This window comes from Pseudomonas lactucae (assembly GCF_036688725.1).
GTDB classification, from domain to species: Bacteria; Pseudomonadota; Gammaproteobacteria; order Pseudomonadales; family Pseudomonadaceae; genus Aquipseudomonas; species Aquipseudomonas lactucae.
On the sequence record NZ_JAQQPT010000019.1, the window covers coordinates 1 to 22,654 of the forward strand.

Below are 22,654 nucleotides of genomic sequence, written 5' to 3' on the forward strand. Positions count from 1 at the left end.
CGGTTGATGATTCAGGGTGATCGGCACTACGACTACGACGCCTTCGGCAACCTGATCCGCGAACGGCGCGGCAAGGGTCATCAACTCGTTACCGAATACCGCTACGACTGCCAACACCGGTTGATTGGCCTCACCCAGCCCAACGGCCAGACCGCGAGTTACCGCTATGACCCGTTTGGGCGGCGCATCAGCAAAACCGTCAACGACATCACCACTGAATTTTTCTGGCAAGGCGACAAACTCATCGCCGAGCACCATGCGGACCGCCATCGCAGCTACCTCTACGAGCCGGACAGTTTCCGGCCCTTGGCCCTGTTGGAAGGCTTTGGTCCACAGGAAACAAAACCCTACCACTACCAACTCGACCACCTCGGCACACCCCAGGAGCTGACCGCCCCAGACGGAGAAATGGTCTGGTCCGCCCATTACCGCGCCTACGGTCAAATTAGCCGCCTCGACATCGGAAAAATCGACAACCCGCTGCGTTTCCAAGGCCAGTACCTCGATCCGGAAAGCGGGCTGCACTACAACCGCCATCGCTACTACAGTCCGGATATTGGTCGCTACCTGACGCCGGACCCGGTGAAGCTGGCGGGTGGGATTAACGCCTACCAGTACGTGCCCAATCCTATCGGATGGGTAGACCCGCTAGGGCTGAGTACCTGCCCTGGTGGAGATAAGTGTAAGCCGAGCAACAATGTTGAAAACCCATTCGTAAAAAGTGCAGTTAATGAGAGCGAGGCACCCGGCTCCATCAGCTCATCCACTGCCCCTCAAATTGGGTATCACAACGAGACCTATGCCAACAAACCAGTTAAGCCAGAAGAAACCATTCGAAAATGGGATGAGTTTTTGGGGCCAGGTCCTCACTCAAACATCAACCCAAGGACTGGCAACGCTGATCGTGACAGAATAGTTTCTAGCGACGCGAAACGAAGCATTCGTTATGGTGCTCATGAAATGAACAGTAAGCCGAGCAAGCATCACTACCATGAAGAAATATGGACGTTTGAGCTTAAAACCAACACCATGAACGTCGATAACACCGTTGTAAGAGTCCCACTACCGAAGAAATAAAATGAAAATACGAGTTACCGAAGCGTTTATTGACAAAGACACGATGCATGTGAAATTCCAATCGCCGGTTGGAAATGCCACTGCGTCATGGAGCGGATCCGCTCCAAAAATTAATGAAATTCTGGATGTAGAAATCAATCTGGATGATATTTTTTCCTGGGGAAAAAACATCAGGCCTGCAATAGCAAAAAAGCCCCATATCACCGTCATAAACGGCGTAACTCTAGTAACAGCAGAGTTAATTCAAGGTAAAGATAAAGAATGCGCGGCGTTAAAATTCGGCGACTCAGTAATTCTCATTGAATTTGATGAGGCGCCAGCTGAAAATTCAGGCTTTGTTGAAGTGAGTACAACAAAAATTCAGCTCTACCCCACCAATATTTAACTGCGTACAAAAAGTAACAAGCTCGCTCACAATTCACTCACCCGAAATTGCCGACTCACCACCCCTCTTTCAACATCCGCAACTCCAAATGCTGCAACAACATAATCGTCTTCCCATCCACAATCTCCCCGCTCTGCACCATCCCCAGCGCCCGCTCGAACCCCAGCTCCAGCACCTCGATATCCTCGCCCTCCTCCTCCAGCCCACCGCCACTGCTCACGCGATCCCCCGGCTGGTACTCGCCGATAAAAAAGTGAATCCGCTCCGTCACCGACCCAGGGCTCATGAACGCCGCATAGATCTTTTCCACATGTCCTACGCGATAGCCGGTCTCCTCCTCGGCCTCCAGGCGAATGCGCTCCTCGGGGCTGGCATTGTCCAGCAACCCCGCCGCTGTCTCGATGAGGTAACCGGGGTAATCATTGACGAACGTTGGCATGCGAAATTGACGAATCAACAGCACCGTGCGCTGCTCGCGGTTGTACAGCAGAATGGTCGCGCCATTGCCGCGGTCGTACACCTCGCGGGTCTGGGCTTGCCAGCTGCCGTCGCGGCGGCGCAGGTCGAAGCTGTATTTCTTGAGGAGGTACCAGTTATCCGAGAGGGTTTCTTCGGCGGTGATGCGAACGGGGCTGTTGTCCATGTCTGGCTCTTAAAGGAAATAATCGGGTTTACGCTTGTTTGATGCGAGCCCACGCGGCTGCCACTTCTTCAGCACTGTCGGCCTTGATTCGGGCCAGATTACGCGGGTACTCCACACCGGGGTTTTCAGTGAAGCGCGTGGCGGTGAATTGACCATTGCTGGCCCGCAGGATGTAGCCCGTATCCTCACACTGCGTGGAGGCCAGAAACAATACGCCCGGCGTTACCCACTCCGGCTTGAGCTCGTCGGGTTCCTCAGTCACGCCCCACATACGCGTCTTGGCCACCGGCGAGATCGCGTTGACCCGAATCCCGGCTTCGGCACCTTCATGGCCCAGCGCGTTCATGATGCCCAGTTGCGCCATCTTGCCGGCGCTGTAGGCGACCAGGCCGGTCTGCTCATACTGCGCGTACATCGCACGGTCAGAGGTCGTGAGGATGATGCGCGGCGCGGCTGAACCCAGCAGGTGCGGCCAGGCGTGTTTGCACAACCACAGCGGCGCGTACAGGTTGATGTCCATGGCGCGCTGCAGGAAGGTGACGTCAAGCTCTGCAATGTTCTGGTACCCCACCCAACCAGCATTGTGAATCAGGATATCGAGCTGCCCGAATACCTCGATGGCGCAGGCCACCAGTTGTCGGCAGCCCGCTTCGGTGGACAAATCGCCGCCATGCCCTACCACTGTCAACCCTTCGCCTTGCAACGCTGCGGCCGCCGTCTGTACCACTGACGCATCGCTGCCTGCACCGGCGCTGTCAGCGCCGATATCACTGATCACCACCCGCGCACCGCAACGGCCCAGGGCCCGTGCATAGCTGAGGCCCAACCCACGTGCGCCGCCGGTGACGATGGCAGTTTTACCTGTGAAATCCATGTGCTTGCTCTCCTGTTCGGCTGTCTACCCTAACAACCTGTACACGGATTGTTCAACGCTGTAACACTTTGCAAGCAATCACCCTCAACGGCCGTCGAATTTATACCTGTCGGTGCAGGCCATCTGGTAAAAACCCTGCTTCACCTTCGCCCTGGAACCTTCATGTCTTCTCGTTTTCTGTCGCGCTTGCGCCTGCGCTGGCTCCCCCTGCTGTGCATGGCGGTGTTGATCGTTGGCCTGCCGGTGGGTTGCAGCGTGTTGCAACAAAAGGAGCGTGAGCTGGTGTTTCGCATCGAGCCGGGCACCGCCAGTTGGTACAGCGGTTTGCCCAAGGCGGTGCAGGAGTTCGAGCTCAAACCCGCCCGTTTCAAGTCGGGGCAGAACATTCACGGCTGGTGGTACCCGGCGGACAGGAAGGACGCTCCGGCGATCCTTTACCTGCACGGTGTGCGCTGGAACCTCACCGGGCAGCTGTTTCGGATCGAGCAGTTGCATGCACTGGGCTATTCGGTGCTGGCCATCGACTATCGCGGTTTTGGCCAAAGCAAAGGTGACCTGCCCTCGGAAACCACAGTGTACGAAGATGCACGCATCGCCTGGGAACGTTTCCAGGTGCTGCAGCCGGACCCGGGCAAACGCCTGATCTACGGGCATTCGCTGGGGGGTGCCGTAGCCATCGATCTGGCGGCGGAACTGGGCCGGCAAACACCGCTGCCGGTGCGCGGGCTGGTGATCGAGTCCACCTTCACGTCCCTGGCGGATGTGGCCACGGCGGTGGCCAATACCTCGTTGCCGGTGCGCTGGTTGCTGTCGCAGAAGTTCGACTCCATCGACAAGATTGCCGATATCCATATGCCATTGCTGGTGGTGCACGGCCTTGACGACCGCTACGTGCCACCGCGTTTCAGCCAGCAATTGTTTGAAGCAGCCCAGCAACCTAAACGGCTGTTATTGGTGCCCGGTGCCAGCCATAACAACAGCATGAGCCTGGCGGGTCGCAGCTATCGACAGGCGCTCGATAACCTGATGCAGGCCAGGATGCCGGCGCAGGTTGTCACACACGCCACAAGCCGGAACGGCGACTCATAAAAGGTGCTTTTCGGCACTGGGTTAGCGCTTGGCTGTCAAGCGCAAACCCTGCCCATGCTGGCCCAAATCGGTAGCTGATCAAATATTAACCGCAGGTTAAATCGCCAAGCCAGCCGGGCGTTCGCAAAGTTATCCACAGAGATACCCACGGTTTTCGTGGACAACTCTTTTTATTTTTTTACGATTTTTTTGCTGATTCAATGCTTTCCGGGAATGTCCCCGGCACCAAAATCTCGCAATTCATCTCACGTATATCGTTATACCCATCGCGCTGCAATTGGCGGCCACGCAGACGTATTCTGCGATGTCGTCCAGGGGCCATTGCGTTTATAGAGAGCGCAGATTAATCTCGCACAAACCCGCAAAATAGCGCACAAACATGCACGATACCCATCAAGCCATTGACCTGCCTTCCTTGCGCAAACAGAAGATTCTGTTGCTGCTGGAGCGCGATGGCAAAGTCACCGCCTCGCACTTGGTCGATCACTTTGCCGTGTCCCAGGACACCATCCGCCGCGACCTCGGCGAGCTTGCCGCCGCCGGCCTGCTGCAGCGAGTCCATGGCGGCGCCCTGCCCCGGCCAAAAGACACCGGCAAGGATTTTTTTACCCGCGTTGGTGAAACCAATGAGGCCAAGCGGCGCCTTGCACAACGGGCGGCGGAGCGCGTCGAAGACGGCCAGATCGTGCTGTTCGATTCCGGCTCCACCACGCTGCAGATCGCCCAGTCATTACCGCATTCAATCCGCCTGACGGTGGTCACGACCTCGCCGATGATCGCCATCGCCCTGGCCGACCATCGAGAAGTGAAGGTGATTCTGGCCGGCGGCCCACTCAACCCGGCCACGCTCTCCACTGGCGGCCATGAAGCGATCCGTCTGATCCAGAGCATCAAGGCCGACCTGCTGTTTACCGGCGTGTGCGCACTGCATCCGCAGGTGGGAATGAGCACGCTGCATTTTGATGAAGTGGCGGTCAAGCAAGCCCTGCTCGACAGTGCCTCACACGTGGTGGCAGTGACCATGGCGGACAAGCTCGGCGCGGTGGAGCCATTTGTGGTGGCGCCGTGCAGTCGCATTCACACGTTGATCACCGAGTGGCATGTGCCGGGTGTGGAGGTGTATGAGCAGCTAGGCCTGGAAGTGCTGCGAGTTGAGGTCGAGTAGGTACAGGGCGTCAGCGACGGCGTGACCGCTGGCGGTGTTGTCGAATAGGCACCAGGTCGCAATGCCGGCTGCGGCCGACTGTTCCAATTGTCGCGCGAAGGCTTGCACACGCTCCGGGCCATAGGCGCTGTGATAGATGCGCGGCGATCCATGCAGGCGCCAATAGCGCACGCCTTGCCAGCCGGCGCAGGTGGGAGCGGCGTCAATCACGGGTGGGTCGGCGGCCACCCGCCCTATGTGCAGATCCTGCAACATCGACTGCGCCGCCAGCCAACTGGCGTGGCGCGGTTCGAGCACCACATGGCCAGCAAAGCGCTCGCGTAATGCGCTGAAAAATACACAGGCACTGGCAGGCTCATAGCGCAAAGAGGGAGGCAGTTGCACGAGCAGGCACCCCAAGTGTTCACGCAATGCCAGGCACTGTTCGAGAAACTCATCCAGCGCGGTTTCACACTGTTGCAGGCGCAACTCGTGGGTGATGCGCTTGGGCACCTTCACCGAAAAACGAAATCCTGGCGGCACGCATTGGCCCCAACGCGCATAGGTTTTCGGCAGGTGGGGACGATAGAACGAGCTGTTGATTTCCACCGCGTTGAAGCGCGACGCATAGCGCTGCAAATGCGTGCCCTCCTCGCTGAACGCCGGCCAGTGCTCACGCGGCAAGCTCCAGCCCGCGCATCCCACATACAGCGATGCCGTCAAAACAGCACCGCCGCCGCATCGCGCATGAAAATCTCGATGGTTTTCGGCCCCACACCATCGAACTCGGCCAGACGCTTCTCAAACGCCTGGCGGTCCGCGCTGGCGCTGCGCACCTGGGTGATCTTGCCCGCATACTCGGAGTTCAACTTGGCGCTGAGGTCCAGCAGGCGCTGCGCAGTGGTTTCGTCGTAGCGCACGTAATGGGCGCGCCCCAGCATTGCCACCAGCTCTCGCGATGTGCAGTGCTGCAACTTACGCGCGGTGTCGCAGCCCTGCTCTTGCACAATCACCTTGTACGCCTGCGCGGCAATCGGTGCCTGGATGCGCTTCCCCATCAGGAAGCTGGCGATAAACCACTTGAACAGGCTGGTGTCATCTCCGGGCTTGAGCTGGATGCTCAGTTCGGACGCCGAAATAGCCTTGGCCATGCTCAGCGGTCCAGCTTGCGCTCGGCCTTGTCGAGCCGCTCATTGATAGCGTCGGTCTGGCGCTCGGTGTCTTTGATCGAGGTGGGCGTGAGCACTTTGTCGACCGTTTGCGTGTTCGGATTCGGATGTTCCAGGGTCTGCCCCTTCGACGCCCGCTCGCGGCCCTCTTGCGCGTGTTCGGAACTGATCGCTTCCGGGGTTTTGTCGGCAGGGTTGTGATCGGTCATGGTGAGTCTCCTGGCAGTCTAAGGCCCACGAAAACAGCAGGCACTTATGCAGCAGAGCCCGCCACATTTGGATAGTTCAAGTCAATTTTCCACTTCGCCGCCTGCGAAAAAATCAAAAAAAATTAAACCTTTTACGCACACCTTCGCTCAACTTTCAGGTAACGACATCACGTCATCCACAAGGAGCTACACCATGACTACCAAGCTGATGAAACAGATGGGCCTGACCTTCGCACTGGTTGCCGGTTCGATTTCCGTCGCCATGGCGGCAACCAACAATGACTTCGTCGACAAGGCTGCGCAAAGCGGTATCACCGAAGTCGAGGCTGGCAAGCTGGCCCTGCAAAAGAGCAGTTCGGCTGACGTGAAGACCTTCGCCCAGCACATGGTCGACGATCACACCAAAGCCAACCAGGAGTTGATGGCCCTGGCCAAAAAACACGATCTTGAAGTGCCGGACGATGCCGCCCTGATGGACAAGGCCAAGAAAGCCATCCTTGAGATGCGCGACGAATCGTTCGACAAGGCTTACGCCAACAACCAGGTCAATGCCCATGAAGAAGCCGTCGAGCTGTTCAAGAAAGAGTCGACTTCCTCGGACAACGCCGAGCTGAAGGCTTTCGCCAGCGAGAAGCTGCCGACCCTGGAAAAACACCTGAAAATGGCCAAGGAGCTGCAAAGCAAATACGCCAAGTAATCCACTCATTAGCACAGGAGACATCCGCACATGAGCTCGCAACTCAACGGTAAAAAAATCCTGATCATCACCTCCAACACCGGCATCGAGCGCGACGAGTTGCTCAAGCCTCTGCAAGCACTGCGCGATTTTGGCGCGACGGTGACCCACGGTTCCAGCAAGGGCGGCACCACCCAGACGTTTGTCGGTGATACCGAAAAGGACAAGACCGTGGAATCCGACGTGCAATTGTCGGACGTCGTCAGCCGCGATTTTGACGCGCTGGTGATTCCAGGCGGTACCGTCAACGCTGACACCCTGCGCCAGGACGCGGCGGCACTGCGCTTGATCAAGGACTTCGCCGACGCCGGCAAGACCATCGCGGCCATCTGTCACGGCCCCTGGACGCTGATCGATGCGGGCGTGGTTCAGGGCAAGACCCTGACCTCGTATAAAAGCGTGCGCATCGACCTGGAAAACGCCGGCGCCGCCGGTTGGGTCGATGCCCAGGTCAAGCAATGCAAAGCCAATGGCTGGACCTTGATCACCTCGCGCACACCGGATGACTTGCCGGCGTTCAACGAGGCGATTGCCCAGGCGCTGGCTGGCTGATCGCTGAACCCTGAACGTAAACAGGCGCCCGTGGGGCGCCTGTTTGCTATCCGCTTCACACGTCAGCTTTTACGCGAGTCTGCCATCTCGCGTTTGGGCCCGAACATCGCCCAGGCGATCAGCCCCAACAACGGCACAAAAATCAGCACCACTAACCATAAGCCTTTGGTCTCCCAGCCGCCGGTGCTGCGCAACACCACATTGATCGCCCACAATTCCAACAGCAGCAGAATCACCGCCAACCCGATCCAGACATATTCTATTTGCATGCTTCACCTCCTGAGGTCTATGGGTTAAGTCAAACATCTGCGCCAAGGGTTCCATCGGATTTACACAGGGGTGTGCTCGCGGCTCACAGAGAACATCAAGCACTCAAGGGGTGGCCATGAACGGGAACGGTGTAATGCAATCCCGCTGCGCACCCGACCATGCAAGCTGCACGATACCCAGCGTCATAATATTCATACAACCCATTGATAAACATAGGATTTAAACCGTCACTCAAGTTGGTACACCTGATGCAACCGTCTACCCGACGAGGCGCGCACTTCGACGTGCCCGAACCCAGACCGTGAGGTTTCATCATGAATGCCATTGACCTTCTCAAAGCCGACCACGAACGTGTCAAAGCCCTGCTGGCCCAACTGAGCGAGTCCACCGAGCGCGGCGTGAAAAAGCGCACCGAACTGCTGGCCAAGCTGGAGATGGAAATCACCCTGCACACCAAGCTCGAGGAAGAGATTCTCTACCCCGCCTTCCGTAAAGCCGGTGGCAAGGAACAGGACATCATGTACCACGAAGCCAAGGAAGAGCACCGCACCGTTGACACCCTGGTACTGCCTGACCTTAAACAGACCGAACCGTCCACCACCGAGTTTTCCGGCCGGGTCAAAGTAGTCAAGGAGTTGCTGGAGCATCACATCGAAGAAGAGGAAACCGAGATGTTCCCTCAAGCGAAAAAACTGCTGGGCAAAGCGCAACTTGAAGAGCTGGGTGCCGAAATGGAAGCCATGAAAGCTGCGTATAAAAAAACCATGAGCGCCAAGCCGATAGCGGCCTGACGCTGTTTGTCGCCTGGTTCCGCCACCGGGGCCCGTTGTTGGAAAGGCTCCGGTTCTTGATCAAGAGGATTGAATCATGAAGTACGTGCAAAGGATGCTGCTTGCTCTGTGCCTCACAGCCCTGTCCGGTTCACCCGCCCTCGCCGCGTTTGGTGACAACCCCACACCAGCGGCCAACACCTTGGCCGGCGACAGCGCTGCCGGTTCTGCCCTGCCGCCGGGGAATTACCCGAGCAGCCCTTCCGACAGCGACAAAAAAAACCAGGACACCGACAAACAACAGGAAAAGACCTCCAAGCCTGCCGCTCCCGATAAAGACCGCCAGCAAAAACCGCGCTCAGGCAGCTGACGGCTCATCCGCACTCGGCGGCTCGGGCGCCAGGCCCCAGTCGCCATATTCGTACCAGTCGTCGCCGAGCATCTCGGCCGGATGCATGGTGCGGTCGGCACCGTTACCGCAGGCCAGGTCGGTGGCGCCGCAGTAGCGATCACAGCCCCAGCAGATGCGCTCGGGGTGTTTAGGGTGCAGCGGGAAAGGCTTGGCCATTACAGTGCTCCTTACCGAAGGGCGACATCACCACCCTACCCCTGAGTGCCACCCCCCGCCTTGACCGATATCAAGCTTGGCACGCATGAAATATCGTCCGAACTTGACAAGAATCATTATTGTTTACGCCAGACCTTTCTAGACTCGGGCTCCTCTTCTCACCCGTCTGGAAACCCTTATGCGTACCCTCTCTGTGCTACCGATCGTCCTGCTGTTGTCCACCTCCGCGGCGCTCGCCAAGGAGTACCCCATCGGCGAACCGCAACCGTGCCCCGGTCTGGAGATCGGCGCGGTGTACCTGCAACCGATTGAAATGGCCCCGGCCGGCATGATGCGCGCCACCGCCGATTCCGACGTGCACCTGGAGGCCGATGTGCGGGCCACGGCGGACAATGCCCAGGGCTTTCAGGAAGGCAGTTTCGTGCCGTACCTGAACCTGTCGTTCTCGCTGAAAAAACACGGCAGCGACACGCCGATCAGCGGTGACTTCCACGCCATGGTCGCCAACGACGGGCCGCACTATGGCGACAACGTCAAGCTGCAAGGCCCCGGCAAATACACCCTCACCTTCAGGGTGCTGCCGCCCACCGGCCACCACTCCCTGGGCCGTCACACCGACAAGGAAACCGGCGTGGCGCCCTGGTTCGAACGCTGCGAGGTGCAGTACGAATTCGTCTACGCCGGCATCGGCAAAAAAGGCGGCTACTGATGCGCCGCGTTTTGCTGTTGGGCGGTGTGCTGCTCAATGGCGCGGCGTTGGCGGCGGCGTTGCCCACCTATGAACTGAGCCTGCAAGACGGCCATTTCACCCCGCCGCAACTGGTGGTCAAGGCCGGCGAGCGCTTCAAGATCCTGCTCAACAATGTCGGCGCCGGGCCTGCCGAATTCGAAAGCACACCGCTGCGCGTGGAGAAAGTCTTGTCGCCCGGAGTGACCACCTTTGTGGTGATCCACCCGCTCAAGCCCGGTGTGTATCCCTTCTTCGACGAGTTCAACCCACAACTGCCCGAAGGCAGCATCCGCGCCGACTAGGAGCCGTTGATGAATCAAGCGATGTTCATTGTGTGGCGCGAAAGCGTCGAAGCGCTGTTGGTGATCGGCATCTTGCAAGCCTGGATCAACCGCCAGAACGGCCATTCACGCCTGGCCCGTTTTCTCTGGGCCGGGGTGCTGTCGGGGCTGCTGTGCTCGGCGGGCCTGGCCGGGTTGATGCTGTGGGCCGGCGAGACCATGACCGGCGCCGAGGGCGAATGGCTGCAAGCCCTCATGACGCTGGTGGCCAGTGGGTTGATGGTGCAGATGGTGTTCTGGATGCACCGCAACGCACCCACCCTCAAGCATACCCTGGTGAGCGAAGCCGACCAGCGCCTGGCCCATCAGGGCGGTTGGGGGCTGATGCTGCTGGCGCTGTTGGCGGTGAGTCGCGAAGGCAGCGAAACCGTGGTGTTCCTCTACGGTGCCGGCGCGCGGCTGCATGACACCGCGCTGGGATTGTTCGCCATCGGCGGTGTGCTGGGCCTGGTGTTGGCCGGTCTCACGGTAATGCTGTTGCGCAGCAGCCGGCGTTATATCTCGTGGTCGCGCTTTTTCGCCCTCAGCGAAGCGCTGTTGCTGCTATTGGGGGGCGCCCTGCTGGTGGCCGCCGTGGACCGCATCAGCGGGCAACTGCTGGCCATGGACATGCCCGATTGGGTCTACAACGCCTTCGGTGAAAGCCGCTGGGACAGCAGCGCCCTGCTCAGCGACAGCCATGGCGTCGGCGCACTGCTCGCCGACTTTGCCGGTTACCGCGCCGCGCCCAGCCTGATCACCTTGCTGGTGCTGCTGGGCTACTGGCTGGTGGTGGGCAACGGCTTGCGCCGGTCACGGGCATGAGCTGGTTGCAACAGCTGGGCGATGGCATGCGCCGCCATGCCCGGCTGATCCGTGCCGTGCAATGGGCGGTGGTGCTGGCGTACGCCGTGCTGCTGGTGGTGCCGGCCCTGCTGCCGCTGCCGGACAGCCAGGCGCGCCTGCTGAACAACCTGACGCTGCTCGCGCAATTTTTGTTCTGGGGTATCTGGTGGCCGTTCGTGTTGCTGTCGATGGTGTTATTCGGGCGCCTCTGGTGCGGCGTGCTCTGCCCGGAAGGTTCGTTGAGCGAATGGGCCAGCCAGCACGGCCGTGGCCTGGGCATACCCCGCTGGCTGCGCTGGGGCGGCTGGCCTACCCTGGGCTTTTGCCTGACCACCCTCTACGGCCAGTTGATCAGCGTCTATGACTACGCCCAGGCGGCCTTGCTGATCCTTGGCGGCTCGACCGTGGCGGCGGTGATCGTCGGCCTGCTGTTCGTACGCGGCAAGCGTGTGTGGTGCCGCTACCTGTGCCCGGTCAGCGGCGTATTCGCCCTGCTCGCCCGCCTGGCGCCAGTGCACTTCGCGGTGGATCAACAACGCTGGAAAGCCAACACCGCCCCACGCCTGCCACTGCCCAACTGCGCACCGCTGCTGGACATCCGCCGCCTGCAAGGCGCCAGCGACTGCCACGCCTGCGGCCGCTGCAGCGGACAACGGGGTGCCGTGCAATTGATCGCGCGTTCGTGCAACCAGGAAATCCTCCAGGCACCGCGCCAACCCGGCTCGGTGTGGGACGCGCGCCTGTTGCTGTTTGGTGTGATCGGCCTGGCCATGGGCGCGTTCCACTGGACCGCCAGCCCGTGGTTCATCGTCCTCAAGCAAAGCCTGGCCGAATGGCTGGTGGGCCACGACTGGTTATGGCCACTGCAGGACAATGCGCCGTGGTGGCTGCTGACCCATTATCCGCAGCTCAATGACAGCTTCAGTTGGCTCGACGGTTTTTGCATCGTGCTGTATCTGACAGGCAGTTCATTGCTGCTCGGTGGCGCATGCTGGCTACTGCTGCACCTGGCTGCGCGCGTGGCGGGTGATCGTGCACTGTTTCGGCCACTGGCGTTGACCTTGACGCCCTTGGGTGGTGCGGGGTTGTTTTTGGGGTTGTCGGCGACGACGGTGAAGTTGTTGCGGTATGAGGGGTGGGTATTGGCTTGGGTGCAGCCGGTTCGGGTGGGGGTTTTGGTCGGGGCGATTGGGTGGTGTTTGTGGTTGGGGTGGCGGCAGCTGGATGGGGTGGAATCGCGGTGGGGTGCTTGGGCTGGGGTGATGGTTGCGGTGTTGGGGGTGGGGTTGATTGAGTACCTATCTGTTGTTTAGTGACGATTGATATGGGTTCGGCCTTTACGAAAAATGCAAAATCTTCCCTGTGGTGTGCGGGGTTGTCGAATCGTCGCACCGCCCGATCACCACAACAGCCATTGGCTCTTGATTTTTCGTTCAGCGGAAGTTGTGTAGATACCTATGCTCATCGGGCGCAAGCCCCCTCCCACATTTGGACGGAGTTCGACAGGCCATATCGGCCGGCTCTGAAACCGACGGCCTGTGCTGCCTGCATTCGATAAACCTAAACCCGGAACCGCCCCACCATCTGATGCAACACCCCCGCCATCCCCGCCAGATCCTGCCCCGCCGTCTCCGTATGCAACGCCCCCTGCAACACCTGCTGGGACAAATTGCGAATCCCCACCAGATTACGATCCACCTCCCGCGCCACCAGCGCCTGCTCTTCGGTGGCGCTGGCAATCATCATGTTGCGCTCGTTGATCTGCGAAATAGACCGCGTGATTTCCTCCAACGCCTCCCCCGAACGCTGGGCCACGCCCAAGGTCGCCTGCACCCGCTCGCTGCTGCTGTGCATCGCGGCCACCGCGTGTTCGGTGTCCTGGCGAATATTGCCGATCATCTGCTCGATCTCCTGGGTCGACGTCTGTGTGCGATGGGCCAGCGCACGCACTTCATCGGCGACCACCGCAAAGCCGCGCCCGGCATCGCCGGCACGCGCAGCCTCGATGGCAGCATTGAGGGCCAGCAGGTTGGTCTGGTCGGCGATGCTGCGGATCACTTCCAGCACGCCGCTGATGTCCTGCACGCGCCCGGCCAGTTGCTGGATGCGCTCGGAGGTTTCCACCACGCCGGTAGCCAGGGTGTTGATCGACGCCACGGTTTCCTGCACCTGGGCGCGGCCGCGCTGGGCGGTCTGTTCGGACAGGCGCGAGGCTTCGCTGGTGCTCACGGCGTTGCGCGCCACTTCATCGACCGCGGCGGTCATTTGATTCACCGCCGTGGCGGCCTGTTCGATCTCCTGGCCCTGGGCCTGCAAGCTGCTGCTGGTCTGGCCGCTGACCGCGCTCAATTCCTCGGAAGAACTGGCCACGCCGTCCACCGACGCCGCAATGTGCCGCACCATCTGGTTCAGGCTCTGCTGCATCCGGTGCAGGTTGCGCATCACGCTGCCCTCGGCGCTGTTGCCCACCGGCACCTGGATGGTCAGGTCGCCCTCGGCGATATGGTTCAACACCCGCGCCGCTTCAGACGGCTCGCCGCCCAGGGGCCGGAGCACACTGCGGGTGACAATCACCGCAGCCGTCACCACCAGGGCCAGGCACAGCAGGAACAGCCCGAGCATGGTGCGCCGGGCCTCGTCGTACAGGGTCTGCGCCGCTTGCTGGCGCTCGGCGAACACGCGGCCCTGCATGGCCATCAAGGCGTCCAGGCTCTTGAACACGTCCAGTTCGGCCGGCATCACCTGTTGCTTGAGTTGCGCCAGGCCCTGCTCGCGGGCGCCCTGCCTGATCAGCGCCTGCACTTGAGTAAATGCGGCGACGTAGGCTTCACGATGGGTTTTCAATCTGGCATACGCGGCCTTGCCTTCGGCGGTGTCGAGCAGTGGCTCGAGGGCGGCGAAGGCGTCGGTGATGCGCTGGCGTGTGGTACTTATGGCGGCCTGGGCCTGTTGATTGTCCTGGTCGATCAGCAGGTCGCGGGTGTTGCGCCCGTTATCGCGCACACCGGTGGCAATCACCATGATCGGCGCGATTTTCGGCCAGTCCTGCCGCACGATCTGTTCCGATTGCTGCTTGAGGGTGGCCAGGTCGTGCAGGGCGTAAAACACCAAGCCGACCAGGGCCAACGGCGCAATCGCGAAACCGATGACAATGCGTTGAGCCGTGGTTAATTGCTTCATTCTGATAATCCCTGATGAAAGCCTGCCCAACATGGGCAGCATCTATAAAAATCCTGTGGAGGGCGTGCATCACCCTCGCAGTACAAACGCGGGAAATAACTCCCGCAGGCGGCCCCATAGTTCAGGCAGCGATGCCTGTACCGGCGCGCTCGCCAATTGCGGATCGAGCATGCTGGCCGTGCGCACCATCTGTACGGCGAAGCGCGTCACACCACGGGCTTGCAAACGCTGGGCCAGACGCAGCAAGCGTGGCGGGTCGATCAGGTGCCAGTGCACCGTGGTGCGGCATTCGTACTCCACGCCACTGGCCAACAAGGTGTCGAGGCTGCGCCAGTTGGCGGCGCCGCTGCCCCTGACCTGGGTGATCAATTGGCAGTCCTCGGCCAGGGCCTTGACATCAAACCCCACCCAGTCGGCATGACGCAGCGCGTTGGCAAAACCGGCCGGTTTGATTCCCGCGCTGTGCAGGCCGATGCGAAAGCCCATGGTCCGCACTTCATCCATGGCCGCCGGCAGGCCTTCCTGCAGGGTCGGCTCGCCGCCGCTGAACACCACGGCGTCAAGCAGATCCTGGCGCCGTTGCAGAAACAGCAATACCCGGCGCCAATCCACCTCCGTGCTTGCGCGCGGTGGGATCAGGTCCGGGTTGTGGCAGTAACGACAGCGCCAGGCACAGCCCTGGCAAAACAGCACGCAGGCGAGCATGCCGGGGTAGTCGAGGGTGGTCAGAGGCACCAGGCCCCCGACCCGTAGCGCTCGACTCATTGGCGCCCGGCCACAGCGGCCGCTTCGGTGAAATGCACACGCTCTTTGTGCTCGGACTGTTTGCCGGGGTTGAACGCCGAGACTGGCCGGTGATAACCCATCACCCGGGTCCAGACTTCGCAGCGCTGACGTTGTGGTTGGGATGCTTGCATGGTGAATCTCCTTGCGGGTTGGGAAAACGCTTTATCGCGCAGCAGCCAGTGCCAGGACTTCGTCGCACTTGGGGCAGAACTCGTGCTCGCCGGCCAGGTAGCCGTGCACCGGGCAAATCGAGAACGTCGGAGTGATCGTCAGGTACGGCAAGCGGAAACGTCCCAGGGCTTTGCGCACCAATTGCTTGCAGGCCTGGGCCGAGGAAATCTGCTCGGCCATGTACAGGTGCAACACGGTGCCGCCGGTGTATTTGCATTGCAGTTCATCTTGCAGCTCCAGGGCTTCGAACGGGTCCTGGGTAAAGCCCACCGGCAGTTGCGACGAGTTGGTGTAGTACGGCGCGAGATCGCTGCCGGCCTGCAGGATGTCCGGGTAGCGCTTGCGGTCTTCCTTGGCGAAGCGGTAAGTGGTGCCCTCGGCCGGGGTGGCTTCGAGGTTGTAGAGGTGGCCGGTTTCTTCCTGGAAACGCAGCAGCGTGGCGCGCACATGGTCGAGCAATTTGAGCGCAAAGGCGCGGCCCTGCTCGGTGTGCATGCCCTGCTCGTCACTGCTGAAATTGCGCAGCATCTCGTGCATGCCGTTGAGGCCGATGGTGGAGAAGTGATTGCGCAAGGTGCCCAGGTAACGCTTGGTGTAGGGGTAAAGACCGGCGTCCATATGGTGCTGGATCACCTTGCGCTTGACCTCCAGGCTTTCCATGGCCATGTCCATCAGGCTGTCCAGGCGCTGCAGCAGGCCCGAAGTGTCGCCCTTGAACAGATAGCCCAGGCGCGCGCAGTTGATCGTCATCACCCCCAGGCTGCCGGTCTGCTCCGCCGACCCGAACAAGCCACCGCCACGCTTGAGTAACTCACGCACGTCCAGTTGCAGGCGACAGCACATCGAACGCACCTGGTTGGGCTGCATATCGGAATTGAGGAAGTTCTGGAAATACGGCAGGCCATAACGTGCGGTCATCTCGAACAGGCGGTCGGCGTTGTCACTGTCCCAGGGAAAATCATGGGTGATGTTGTAGGTGGGGATCGGAAAGGTGAACACCCGCCCCTTGGCATCGCCGGCCTGCATCACTTCGATATAGGCGCGGTTGATCAGCTCCATCTCGGCCTGCAGGTCGCCGTAGGCAAACGGCATTTCCTCGCCGCCGATCACCGGGATTTGCTCGCGCAGATCCTGCGGGCACACCCAGTCGAAGGTCAGGTTGGTAAACGGCGTCTGGGTGCCCCAGCGCGACGGTACGTTGAGGTTGTAGATGAACTCCTGCACCGCCTGGCGCACCTCGGCGTAGCTCAGTTGATCCTTGCGCACGTAGGGCGCCAGGTAAGTGTCGAACGAACTGAACGCCTGCGCGCCGGCCCATTCGTTTTGCAGGGTGCCGAGGAAGTTGACCATCTGCCCCAGGGCGCTGCTCAAATGCTTGGGCGGCCCCGCTTCGACGCGACCCGGCACGCCATTGAGGCCCTCGTGCAACAACGAACGCAGCGACCAGCCGGCGCAGTAGCCGGCGAGCATGTCCAGGTCATGGATGTGCAGATCCGCCTCACGGTGAGCGCGGCCGATCTGCTCGCTGTAGACCTCGTCGAGCCAATAATTGGCGGTGACCTTGCCCGCCACGTTCAGTACCAGCCCGCCGAGGGAATAGCCCTGGTTGGCATTGGCCTGCACGCGCCAGTCTTCGCGGTCGAGGTATTCGTTCATCGAAGTGGCGACTTCCACCAGGGTCTTGCGGTCGCGGCGCAGGCGACCGTGTTGTTCGCGGTAGACGATGTAGGCGCGCATGGACAGGAAGTAGCCGGCGTCCATCAATACGCGTTCGACGCTGTCCTGGATTTGCTCGACGTCCAGGTGGTCGATGCTCCTCAGGCGGGCCAGGACGGCGCCCAGTAACAGGTCGACGTCGGCCTCTTGGTACTCGCCGGTTGCGGTGCCGGCGGCGATCAGGGCCTGGCGGATTTTTTCGGGGTTGAAGGGGGCCAGGCTGCCGTCGCGTTTGTGTAGGTGGGTGCTGATCAGCGGGGTGAGCGTGCTTTGCATTTTCCGGGCTCCGAGCACTATATGTAGTGGCTTTAAGATTTATAGACACAAGATGCAGTGAGGTTACGGAAAATAGGGTGGGCTTCCCTTGATTGGGGTCAAGGTTTTTTGATTGGGGGGATATCCGTTATTTGGGTAACGGCCGCCTAGGGTTCCGCCCTTACGGCGGGTCACTTTTGGAAAAGAGCCCCAAAGGTGACCCGCTGTAAGAGCGGAACCGCCAGCCGCCGTTACCGAAGTAATGGATATGTACTCGGTCCCACAACACTCCTCACCCCCCACTCATATTCATAAAACGCACCACCTGCACCTCCCCATCCCCCCTGAAATCATGCCGCAAAGGCTTGCCCCTCAACCCCCGAACCAACGCTTCAACCAACGGCCCATCCTCCAACGGATACCGACGCAACAACCCCCGAAAATCCACCGCTTCCTCCTGCCCCAGACACAACAACAACTGCCCCTCAACCGTCATCCGCACCCGATTGCAACTGCCACAAAAATTATGCGAATTAGGCGAAATAAACCCGATGCGGGTCCCAGGATGCCGCGCCAAGCGCACATACCGCGCCGGGCCGCCGCTGTTCTCGGTGCTATCCACCAACCCGTGCTCCCGGGCGATCACCGCGCGCACTTCGTCACTGGAGCAAAACGTCTCCCCGCGCGAGCGCCCCACATCCCCCAGGGGCATTTCCTCGATGAAACTGATGTCGATCCCCTGCTCAATGGCATACCGCACCAACGCCGGCACTTCATCAAAATTGCGCCCCTTCATCACCACGCAGTTGAGCTTGACCCGCTCGAACCCCGCCTCCCGCGCCGCTTCGATCCCGTTCAGCACCTGGCGCAAATCACCGTTACGGGTAATCGCGCGAAAGCGCTCAGGGTCCAGACTATCCAGGCTGATATTCATGCGTTTGACCCCCGCCTCCACCAACGGCCGGGCCAATCGCGCCAGCTGCGAGCCATTGCTGGTCATCACCAGTTCACGCAGCCCCGGCAACGCGGCGATGTTGCGGCACAAGCCGACAATGCCAGGGCGGATCAGCGGTTCGCCGCCGGTAAGACGGATCTTGCGCACGCCCTGGCCGACGAACAACGCAGCCAGGCGCTGCAGCTCTTCCAGGGTCAACACCTGTTGGCGCGGCAGGAAGGTCATGTTTTTCGCCATGCAGTACACACAGCGAAAATCACAGCGGTCGGTCACCGACAGGCGCAGGTAATCGATGGAGCGGCCCACACCATCCACCAGGCTCATGTCACTGCACCAGCGGCGAGTCGGCGCCCTGCAGCGCAATGCCGCGGATGTCCGCCGCGCCGATCAGGGTTTGCAGGTACTGCACCAATGCCTTCTGCCAGACGCCCTGTTGCAGCTGGGTGCGAATGGCCACCGCCACCGCTTCGTAGGGCAACGGCTGGCCTTCGATACGCTGGTCGACGCTGATCACATGCCAGCCATAACGGCTCTCCAAGGGTTTGCCGGCCAGGCCCGGCGCCAGAGTGAACAGCTGGCGCTCCAGCTCCGGCACGGTCTGGCCCTTGCTCACCTGGCCCAGCGAACCGCCCTGGGCCTTGGACGGGCACGCCGAATACTTGAGGGCCAGTTCGGCAAACTGGCCCGGCTGCTCTTCCAGGCTCAGCAGCAAGACTTCTGCCTGGCTGTGCGCCAGATCGCGCGCCTCGATGTCGTCCGGCGCGCATTCGAGCAGGATGTGCCGCACCGCCAACAACGGCGCACTGTGGAAACGTCCCCGGTTGTTGTCGAAGTAACGCAGGCAGGTGGCCTCGTCGCACTCGGGCACCTTGACCTCGCGCTCCAGCAGCAAACGCGTGGCCGCTTCCTCTTCGTTTTCACCGGGGGCGATGTCCACCGCCAGGCCCAGCTCGGCAATCCGCTGCTGCAACAGCTCGCGGATCACCAGAGCGCGGGCGGCCAGGTACACCGCCGCCTCGCGGCTTTCGGCCGGGTGATATTGCAACTCCAGGGCCATCGCCTCAGGCGTCACCGGCACGCCGTTGACGCTGATGATCGGCCACTCCTGTTCACTGCTGGCAATCAACTCAGGCTCAAGCGGCACCGCGACTTCAACCACCGCCTCTTTGGCCGACGAGCCGCAACCGCCGCTGCCACCATTGCCACCACCACATCCGCATCCATTGGTCATGTTGTTCTCCTCACTTCTGCCGCACGATTTGATAACGACGCCCCAGGTACCAGATCGGCGCGCTGACCATGTGCACCAGGCGGGTAAACGGGAACAGCACGAACAGGGTCAAACCCAGCGCCACATGGGACTTGTAGATCAGCGACACCGGCGTGATCGCCTCGGCCGCCTGCACAGGCCGCAACAGCACCACGTTCTGCGCCCAGTCGGCGAGCATCACCATCACCGAGCCGTCCATATGGCCGGTGGAGGCCACGATGGTCAGCAAGCCCAGCAGCAATTGCGCCAGCAACACCAGCAGGATCAGAATGTCCGACGGGCTCGATGTGGCCCGTACCCGTGGATCACCCAGGCGGCGCTTGACCAGCATCAACAGGCCCACCAGACACAGCAGGCCGAAGAAGCCGCCGGAGACCATCGCCAGCAACTGCTTGTTCTCAGTGCTGATCACATGGTGATAGACCGACGCCGGGGTCAGCAGGCCGACAAAATGCCCGGCCAGTACGAACAGCACGCCGATATGGAAGAAGTTGCTCGCCACGCGCATGCCACGGTTGTTGAGCATCTGGCTGGAGCCGGCCTTCCAGGTGTACTGCGACAGGTCGAACCGCGCCCAACTGCCCAACAAACAAATGGCCAGGGCCACATACGGATACACCCCGAATACCAGCAAATTCCACTTAGACATTACCCACCTCCCCGGCTGGCGCTGCGGCCCGGCCTTCTTGCTGAAAATCCACCCAGTGCAACGGCACCGCGCTTTCTTCGCGGGCCTTGCCCGGCGCGCTCGGTAACGAACTGCAGCGGTCCTGCTGCTCGGCCTGCATAAAGTCCACCGCTTCCTCTTCCCAGATTTTGTCCAGGGCTTCGAGGGAGTCGTCACGCGGCTCGGCAGCGACCTGGGCACGCAGTTCGGCCACGGCCTGGTGCGGCTCGGCGCCGGCGATCTGCAACAGCGCACGGAAGCAGCTGGCATAGCCGCTCTCACGCTCGTCCAGCCGTGCGGCGAGCAACGCCAACAGATGCGCCACATCCGCCAGGCCCTCGCGGGCCTCGATGTCTTCACGGGTGGAGAGGAACTCCAGGTACAGCGGGATGTAGTCCGGCAGCTCCTTGACGCCGATGGCAAAGCCGGCCTCTTGGTACTGGGCCATCATGTCGACCATGGCCTGGCCCCGGTCGCGGGATTCGCCGTGCACGTGTTCGAACAACAACAGCGACAGCGAACGCCCCCGACCAAACAGCGCGCCGTAGTGTTCCTGGCCATCCATCAGGTCATTGGCGCAGATCAGCTCCAGCAGCTCGAACAACGCACCGCGCTGCTTGGGGCTGATTTCCCGCGATTCGAGAATCGCCTGTTCCAATTCGTCGCGGCCGTTCACCAGGGTCTCGGTGGGGTAATCCAGCAGCAGCGAAATCACTTTAAGAATGCGCATGGCTCAGTCCTCCCAGATCTGTACGGTTTTGAGCACGTCGCGGCGATTGGCCTTCTTGGCGCCGAACATGTTGGTGTCGGAACTGCCGCTGCAACCGCTGCCGAAGCTGAACCCACAACCGGAGCGCTCGGCGAACGCGTCGCTCATGGCGTCTTCGCGGTGCGCGCTGGGCACCACAAAACGGTCTTCATAGTTGGCGATGGCCAGGTAGCGGTACATCTCTTCCACCTGTTCCACACTCAGGCCGACGTCTTCGAGCACTTGCAGGTCCTGCACCCCATCGACTTGCTGGGAGCGCTTGTAGGCACGCATGGCCAACAGGCGTTTGAGCGCACGCTTGACCGGTTTTTCATCGCCGGCGGTGAGCATGTTCGCCAGGTAACGCAGCGGAATACGCAGGCTGTCGACATCCGGGATCACCCCGTTCATGCCCACGGTGCCGGCAGCGGCGGCGTTCTGGATCGGTGAGAGTGGCGGCACGTACCAGACCATCGGCAAGGTGCGGTATTCCGGGTGCAGCGGCAGTGCGAGTTTCCAGTCCACGGCCATCTTGTACACGGGCGAGCGCTGGGCCGAGTCGATCACCGACTGCGGCACGCCATCGGCCAGGGCCTGGCGGATCACCGCCGGGTCGTTCGGGTCGAGGAAGATTTCCAGCTGCTTCTCGTACAGGTCCTGCTCACTGGCGGTGCTGGCCACTTCACTGATGCGGTCGGCGTCATACAGCAGCACGCCGAGATAACGAATGCGGCCGACGCAGGTTTCGGCGCACACAGTGGGCATGCCGGCTTCGATACGCGGGTAACAGAAGATGCACTTCTCGGACTTGCCGCTCTTCCAGTTGAAGTAGATTTTCTTGTACGGGCAGCCGCTGATGCACATGCGCCAGCCGCGGCATTTCTCCTGGTCGATCAGCACGATGCCGTCTTCTTCGCGCTTGTAGATCGCACCGCTCGGGCACGACGCCGCGCACGCCGGGTTCAGGCAGTGCTCGCACAGGCGTGGCAGGTACATCATGAAGGTGTTTTCGTACTCACCGTAAATGTCGGCCTGGATCTGGTCGAAGTTCTTGTCCTTGCGCCGCTTGGCAAACTCGGTGCCGAGGATTTCTTCCCAGTTGGGGCCCCACTCGATCTTTTGCATGCGCTTGCCCGACACCAGCGAACGCGGGCGTGCGGTGGGCTGGTGCTCGCCCAGGGGCGCGGTGTGCAGGTGCTGGTAGTCGAAATCGAACGGCTCATAGTAGTCGTCCAGGCTCGGCAGGTCGGGGTTGGCGAAGATGTTCGCCAGCACGCGGAACTTGCCGCCGATGCGCGGGTTGATCGAGCCGTTGGCGTTGCGCACCCAACCGCCCTTCCACTTGTCCTGGTTTTCCCATTCTTTGGGGTAACCGATACCGGGCTTGGATTCGACGTTGTTGAACCAGGCGTATTCCATGCCTTCACGGCTGGTCCACACGTTTTTGCAGGTGATCGAGCAGGTGTGGCAGCCGATGCATTTGTCCAGGTTCAGCACCATGCCGATCTGTGAGCGAATCTTCAT

Annotated in this window: 28 protein-coding genes; 12 read left to right on the top strand and 16 right to left on the bottom strand. The window is 60.9% G+C overall.

The annotated features are described in order from the left end of the window. Together V6M90_RS21065 and V6M90_RS21070 are read left to right on the top strand one after the other, a co-directional pair. Positions 1–1,077, top strand: a 1,077-nt coding sequence (locus V6M90_RS21065) for an RHS repeat domain-containing protein (protein WP_332847085.1), incomplete at its 5' end; no start/stop codon positions are given. A 1-nt stretch (position 1,078) separates the two neighbouring features. After that, a complete protein-coding gene (locus tag V6M90_RS21070) occupies positions 1,079–1,462 on the top strand; it encodes a hypothetical protein (RefSeq protein WP_332847086.1) in 384 nt (127 codons plus the stop codon). 55 nt (positions 1,463–1,517) lie between these two features. Here the strand turns inward: V6M90_RS21070 and V6M90_RS21075 are convergent, their stop codons facing one another. Next, entirely contained in the window at positions 1,518–2,105 is a 588-nt protein-coding gene (locus V6M90_RS21075; protein ID WP_003174526.1) for an NUDIX domain-containing protein, read from the bottom strand. A gap of 28 nt (positions 2,106–2,133) precedes the next feature. Continuing rightward, the gene (locus V6M90_RS21080; RefSeq protein ID WP_003174527.1) at positions 2,134–2,979 is read right to left on the bottom strand and encodes an SDR family NAD(P)-dependent oxidoreductase; all 846 of its coding nucleotides are present in this window, start codon (positions 2,977–2,979) and stop codon (positions 2,134–2,136) included. A gap of 162 nt (positions 2,980–3,141) precedes the next feature. Between V6M90_RS21080 and V6M90_RS21085 the strand changes: the two genes are divergently transcribed. Both V6M90_RS21085 and V6M90_RS21090 read left to right on the top strand, forming a co-directional pair. Beyond that, positions 3,142–4,068 carry an alpha/beta hydrolase gene (locus tag V6M90_RS21085; protein ID WP_003174528.1) on the top strand — a complete coding sequence of 309 codons (927 nt, stop codon included), beginning with the start codon at positions 3,142–3,144 and terminating at the stop codon, positions 4,066–4,068. A 379-nt stretch (positions 4,069–4,447) separates the two neighbouring features. Then, positions 4,448–5,233, top strand: coding sequence for a DeoR/GlpR family DNA-binding transcription regulator (locus V6M90_RS21090; protein WP_141065080.1), 786 nt, complete (start codon positions 4,448–4,450; stop codon positions 5,231–5,233). Here the strand turns inward: V6M90_RS21090 and V6M90_RS21095 are convergent. Genes V6M90_RS21095 through V6M90_RS21105 form a run of 3 tightly spaced genes read right to left on the bottom strand, consistent with a single transcriptional unit; the run spans position 5,198 to position 6,590 of the window. After that, positions 5,198–5,935 (bottom strand): DUF72 domain-containing protein, encoded by a 738-nt coding sequence (locus V6M90_RS21095; protein ID WP_332847087.1) that lies wholly within the window; start codon positions 5,933–5,935, stop codon positions 5,198–5,200. The genes V6M90_RS21090 and V6M90_RS21095 overlap by 36 nt on opposite strands. Then, positions 5,932–6,363 carry a DNA methylase gene (locus V6M90_RS21100; RefSeq protein WP_332847088.1) on the bottom strand — a complete coding sequence of 144 codons (432 nt, stop codon included), beginning with the start codon at positions 6,361–6,363 and terminating at the stop codon, positions 5,932–5,934. The genes V6M90_RS21095 and V6M90_RS21100 overlap by 4 nt, the downstream gene beginning before the upstream one ends. A 2-nt stretch (positions 6,364–6,365) precedes the next feature. Further along, complete coding sequence (locus tag V6M90_RS21105; protein ID WP_003174531.1) at positions 6,366–6,590, bottom strand: hypothetical protein; 225 nt, start codon at positions 6,588–6,590, stop codon at positions 6,366–6,368. A 193-nt stretch (positions 6,591–6,783) separates the two neighbouring features. On the opposite strand from V6M90_RS21105, the gene V6M90_RS21110 reads away from it, so the two are divergent. Both V6M90_RS21110 and V6M90_RS21115 read left to right on the top strand, forming a co-directional pair. Further along, the gene (locus V6M90_RS21110) at positions 6,784–7,287 is read left to right on the top strand and encodes a DUF4142 domain-containing protein (RefSeq protein WP_003174532.1); all 504 of its coding nucleotides are present in this window, start codon (positions 6,784–6,786) and stop codon (positions 7,285–7,287) included. A 30-nt stretch (positions 7,288–7,317) separates the two neighbouring features. Continuing rightward, positions 7,318–7,878 (top strand): type 1 glutamine amidotransferase domain-containing protein, encoded by a 561-nt coding sequence (locus tag V6M90_RS21115; protein WP_003174533.1) that lies wholly within the window; start codon positions 7,318–7,320, stop codon positions 7,876–7,878. 62 nt (positions 7,879–7,940) lie between these two features. Here V6M90_RS21115 and V6M90_RS21120 read toward each other — a convergent pair whose 3' ends face one another. Further along, on the bottom strand, positions 7,941–8,147 hold the full coding sequence (locus V6M90_RS21120; protein WP_078733511.1) for a PLDc N-terminal domain-containing protein: 207 nt from the start codon (positions 8,145–8,147) through the stop codon (positions 7,941–7,943). Positions 8,148–8,462: 315 nt separating this feature from the next. On the opposite strand from V6M90_RS21120, the gene V6M90_RS21125 reads away from it, so the two are divergent. Together V6M90_RS21125 and V6M90_RS21130 are read left to right on the top strand one after the other, a co-directional pair. Beyond that, the gene (locus V6M90_RS21125; RefSeq protein WP_078825005.1) at positions 8,463–8,939 is read left to right on the top strand and encodes a hemerythrin domain-containing protein; all 477 of its coding nucleotides are present in this window, start codon (positions 8,463–8,465) and stop codon (positions 8,937–8,939) included. Positions 8,940–9,015: 76 nt separating this feature from the next. After that, a complete protein-coding gene (locus tag V6M90_RS21130) occupies positions 9,016–9,288 on the top strand; it encodes a hypothetical protein (protein ID WP_332847089.1) in 273 nt (90 codons plus the stop codon). Here V6M90_RS21130 and V6M90_RS21135 read toward each other — a convergent pair. After that, positions 9,277–9,486 (bottom strand): DUF3079 domain-containing protein, encoded by a 210-nt coding sequence (locus V6M90_RS21135; RefSeq protein ID WP_003174539.1) that lies wholly within the window; start codon positions 9,484–9,486, stop codon positions 9,277–9,279. The two genes, V6M90_RS21130 and V6M90_RS21135, sit on opposite strands and share 12 nt — an antisense overlap. Before the next feature lie 178 nt (positions 9,487–9,664). On the opposite strand from V6M90_RS21135, the gene V6M90_RS21140 reads away from it, so the two are divergent. From V6M90_RS21140 to V6M90_RS21155, 4 genes are read left to right on the top strand one after another with little or no spacing between them, the layout of a single operon-like run. Further along, on the top strand, positions 9,665–10,195 hold the full coding sequence (locus V6M90_RS21140) for an iron transporter (protein WP_003174540.1): 531 nt from the start codon (positions 9,665–9,667) through the stop codon (positions 10,193–10,195). Beyond that, complete coding sequence (locus tag V6M90_RS21145) at positions 10,195–10,518, top strand: cupredoxin domain-containing protein (protein WP_003174541.1); 324 nt, start codon at positions 10,195–10,197, stop codon at positions 10,516–10,518. The genes V6M90_RS21140 and V6M90_RS21145 overlap by 1 nt, the downstream gene beginning before the upstream one ends. Before the next feature lie 9 nt (positions 10,519–10,527). Then, the gene (locus V6M90_RS21150; RefSeq protein ID WP_332847090.1) at positions 10,528–11,361 is read left to right on the top strand and encodes an FTR1 family iron permease; all 834 of its coding nucleotides are present in this window, start codon (positions 10,528–10,530) and stop codon (positions 11,359–11,361) included. Then, the gene (locus tag V6M90_RS21155) at positions 11,358–12,695 is read left to right on the top strand and encodes a 4Fe-4S binding protein (protein WP_003174543.1); all 1,338 of its coding nucleotides are present in this window, start codon (positions 11,358–11,360) and stop codon (positions 12,693–12,695) included. Before V6M90_RS21150 ends, V6M90_RS21155 begins: the two co-directional genes overlap by 4 nt. Positions 12,696–12,942: 247 nt before the next feature. Here V6M90_RS21155 and V6M90_RS21160 read toward each other — a convergent pair whose 3' ends face one another. The 9 genes from V6M90_RS21160 to narH form a co-directional block, all read right to left on the bottom strand. After that, positions 12,943–14,562 carry a methyl-accepting chemotaxis protein gene (locus V6M90_RS21160; RefSeq protein ID WP_332847091.1) on the bottom strand — a complete coding sequence of 540 codons (1,620 nt, stop codon included), beginning with the start codon at positions 14,560–14,562 and terminating at the stop codon, positions 12,943–12,945. Positions 14,563–14,631: 69 nt separating this feature from the next. Continuing rightward, complete coding sequence (locus V6M90_RS21165; RefSeq protein ID WP_332847092.1) at positions 14,632–15,327, bottom strand: anaerobic ribonucleoside-triphosphate reductase activating protein; 696 nt, start codon at positions 15,325–15,327, stop codon at positions 14,632–14,634. Continuing rightward, complete coding sequence (gene nrdD, locus V6M90_RS21170) at positions 15,324–15,479, bottom strand: anaerobic ribonucleoside-triphosphate reductase (RefSeq protein ID WP_003174546.1); 156 nt, start codon at positions 15,477–15,479, stop codon at positions 15,324–15,326. Before nrdD ends, V6M90_RS21165 begins: the two co-directional genes overlap by 4 nt. A gap of 31 nt (positions 15,480–15,510) precedes the next feature. After that, positions 15,511–17,511 (bottom strand): ribonucleoside triphosphate reductase, encoded by a 2,001-nt coding sequence (locus V6M90_RS21175; RefSeq protein WP_332847093.1) that lies wholly within the window; start codon positions 17,509–17,511, stop codon positions 15,511–15,513. Between the two features lie 271 nt (positions 17,512–17,782). After that, positions 17,783–18,769, bottom strand: a complete 987-nt coding sequence (moaA, locus tag V6M90_RS21180; RefSeq protein ID WP_332847094.1) for a GTP 3',8-cyclase MoaA — start codon at positions 18,767–18,769, stop codon at positions 17,783–17,785. A 1-nt stretch (position 18,770) separates the two neighbouring features. Further along, entirely contained in the window at positions 18,771–19,676 is a 906-nt protein-coding gene (locus V6M90_RS21185; RefSeq protein WP_332847095.1) for a peptidylprolyl isomerase, read from the bottom strand. Between the two features lie 10 nt (positions 19,677–19,686). Continuing rightward, entirely contained in the window at positions 19,687–20,364 is a 678-nt protein-coding gene (gene narI / locus V6M90_RS21190) for a respiratory nitrate reductase subunit gamma (protein ID WP_332847096.1), read from the bottom strand. Beyond that, complete coding sequence (gene narJ, locus V6M90_RS21195) at positions 20,357–21,112, bottom strand: nitrate reductase molybdenum cofactor assembly chaperone (protein ID WP_332847097.1); 756 nt, start codon at positions 21,110–21,112, stop codon at positions 20,357–20,359. The genes narI and narJ overlap by 8 nt, the downstream gene beginning before the upstream one ends. A gap of 3 nt (positions 21,113–21,115) precedes the next feature. Next, on the bottom strand, positions 21,116–22,654 hold the full coding sequence (gene narH / locus V6M90_RS21200; RefSeq protein ID WP_003174552.1) for a nitrate reductase subunit beta: 1,539 nt from the start codon (positions 22,652–22,654) through the stop codon (positions 21,116–21,118).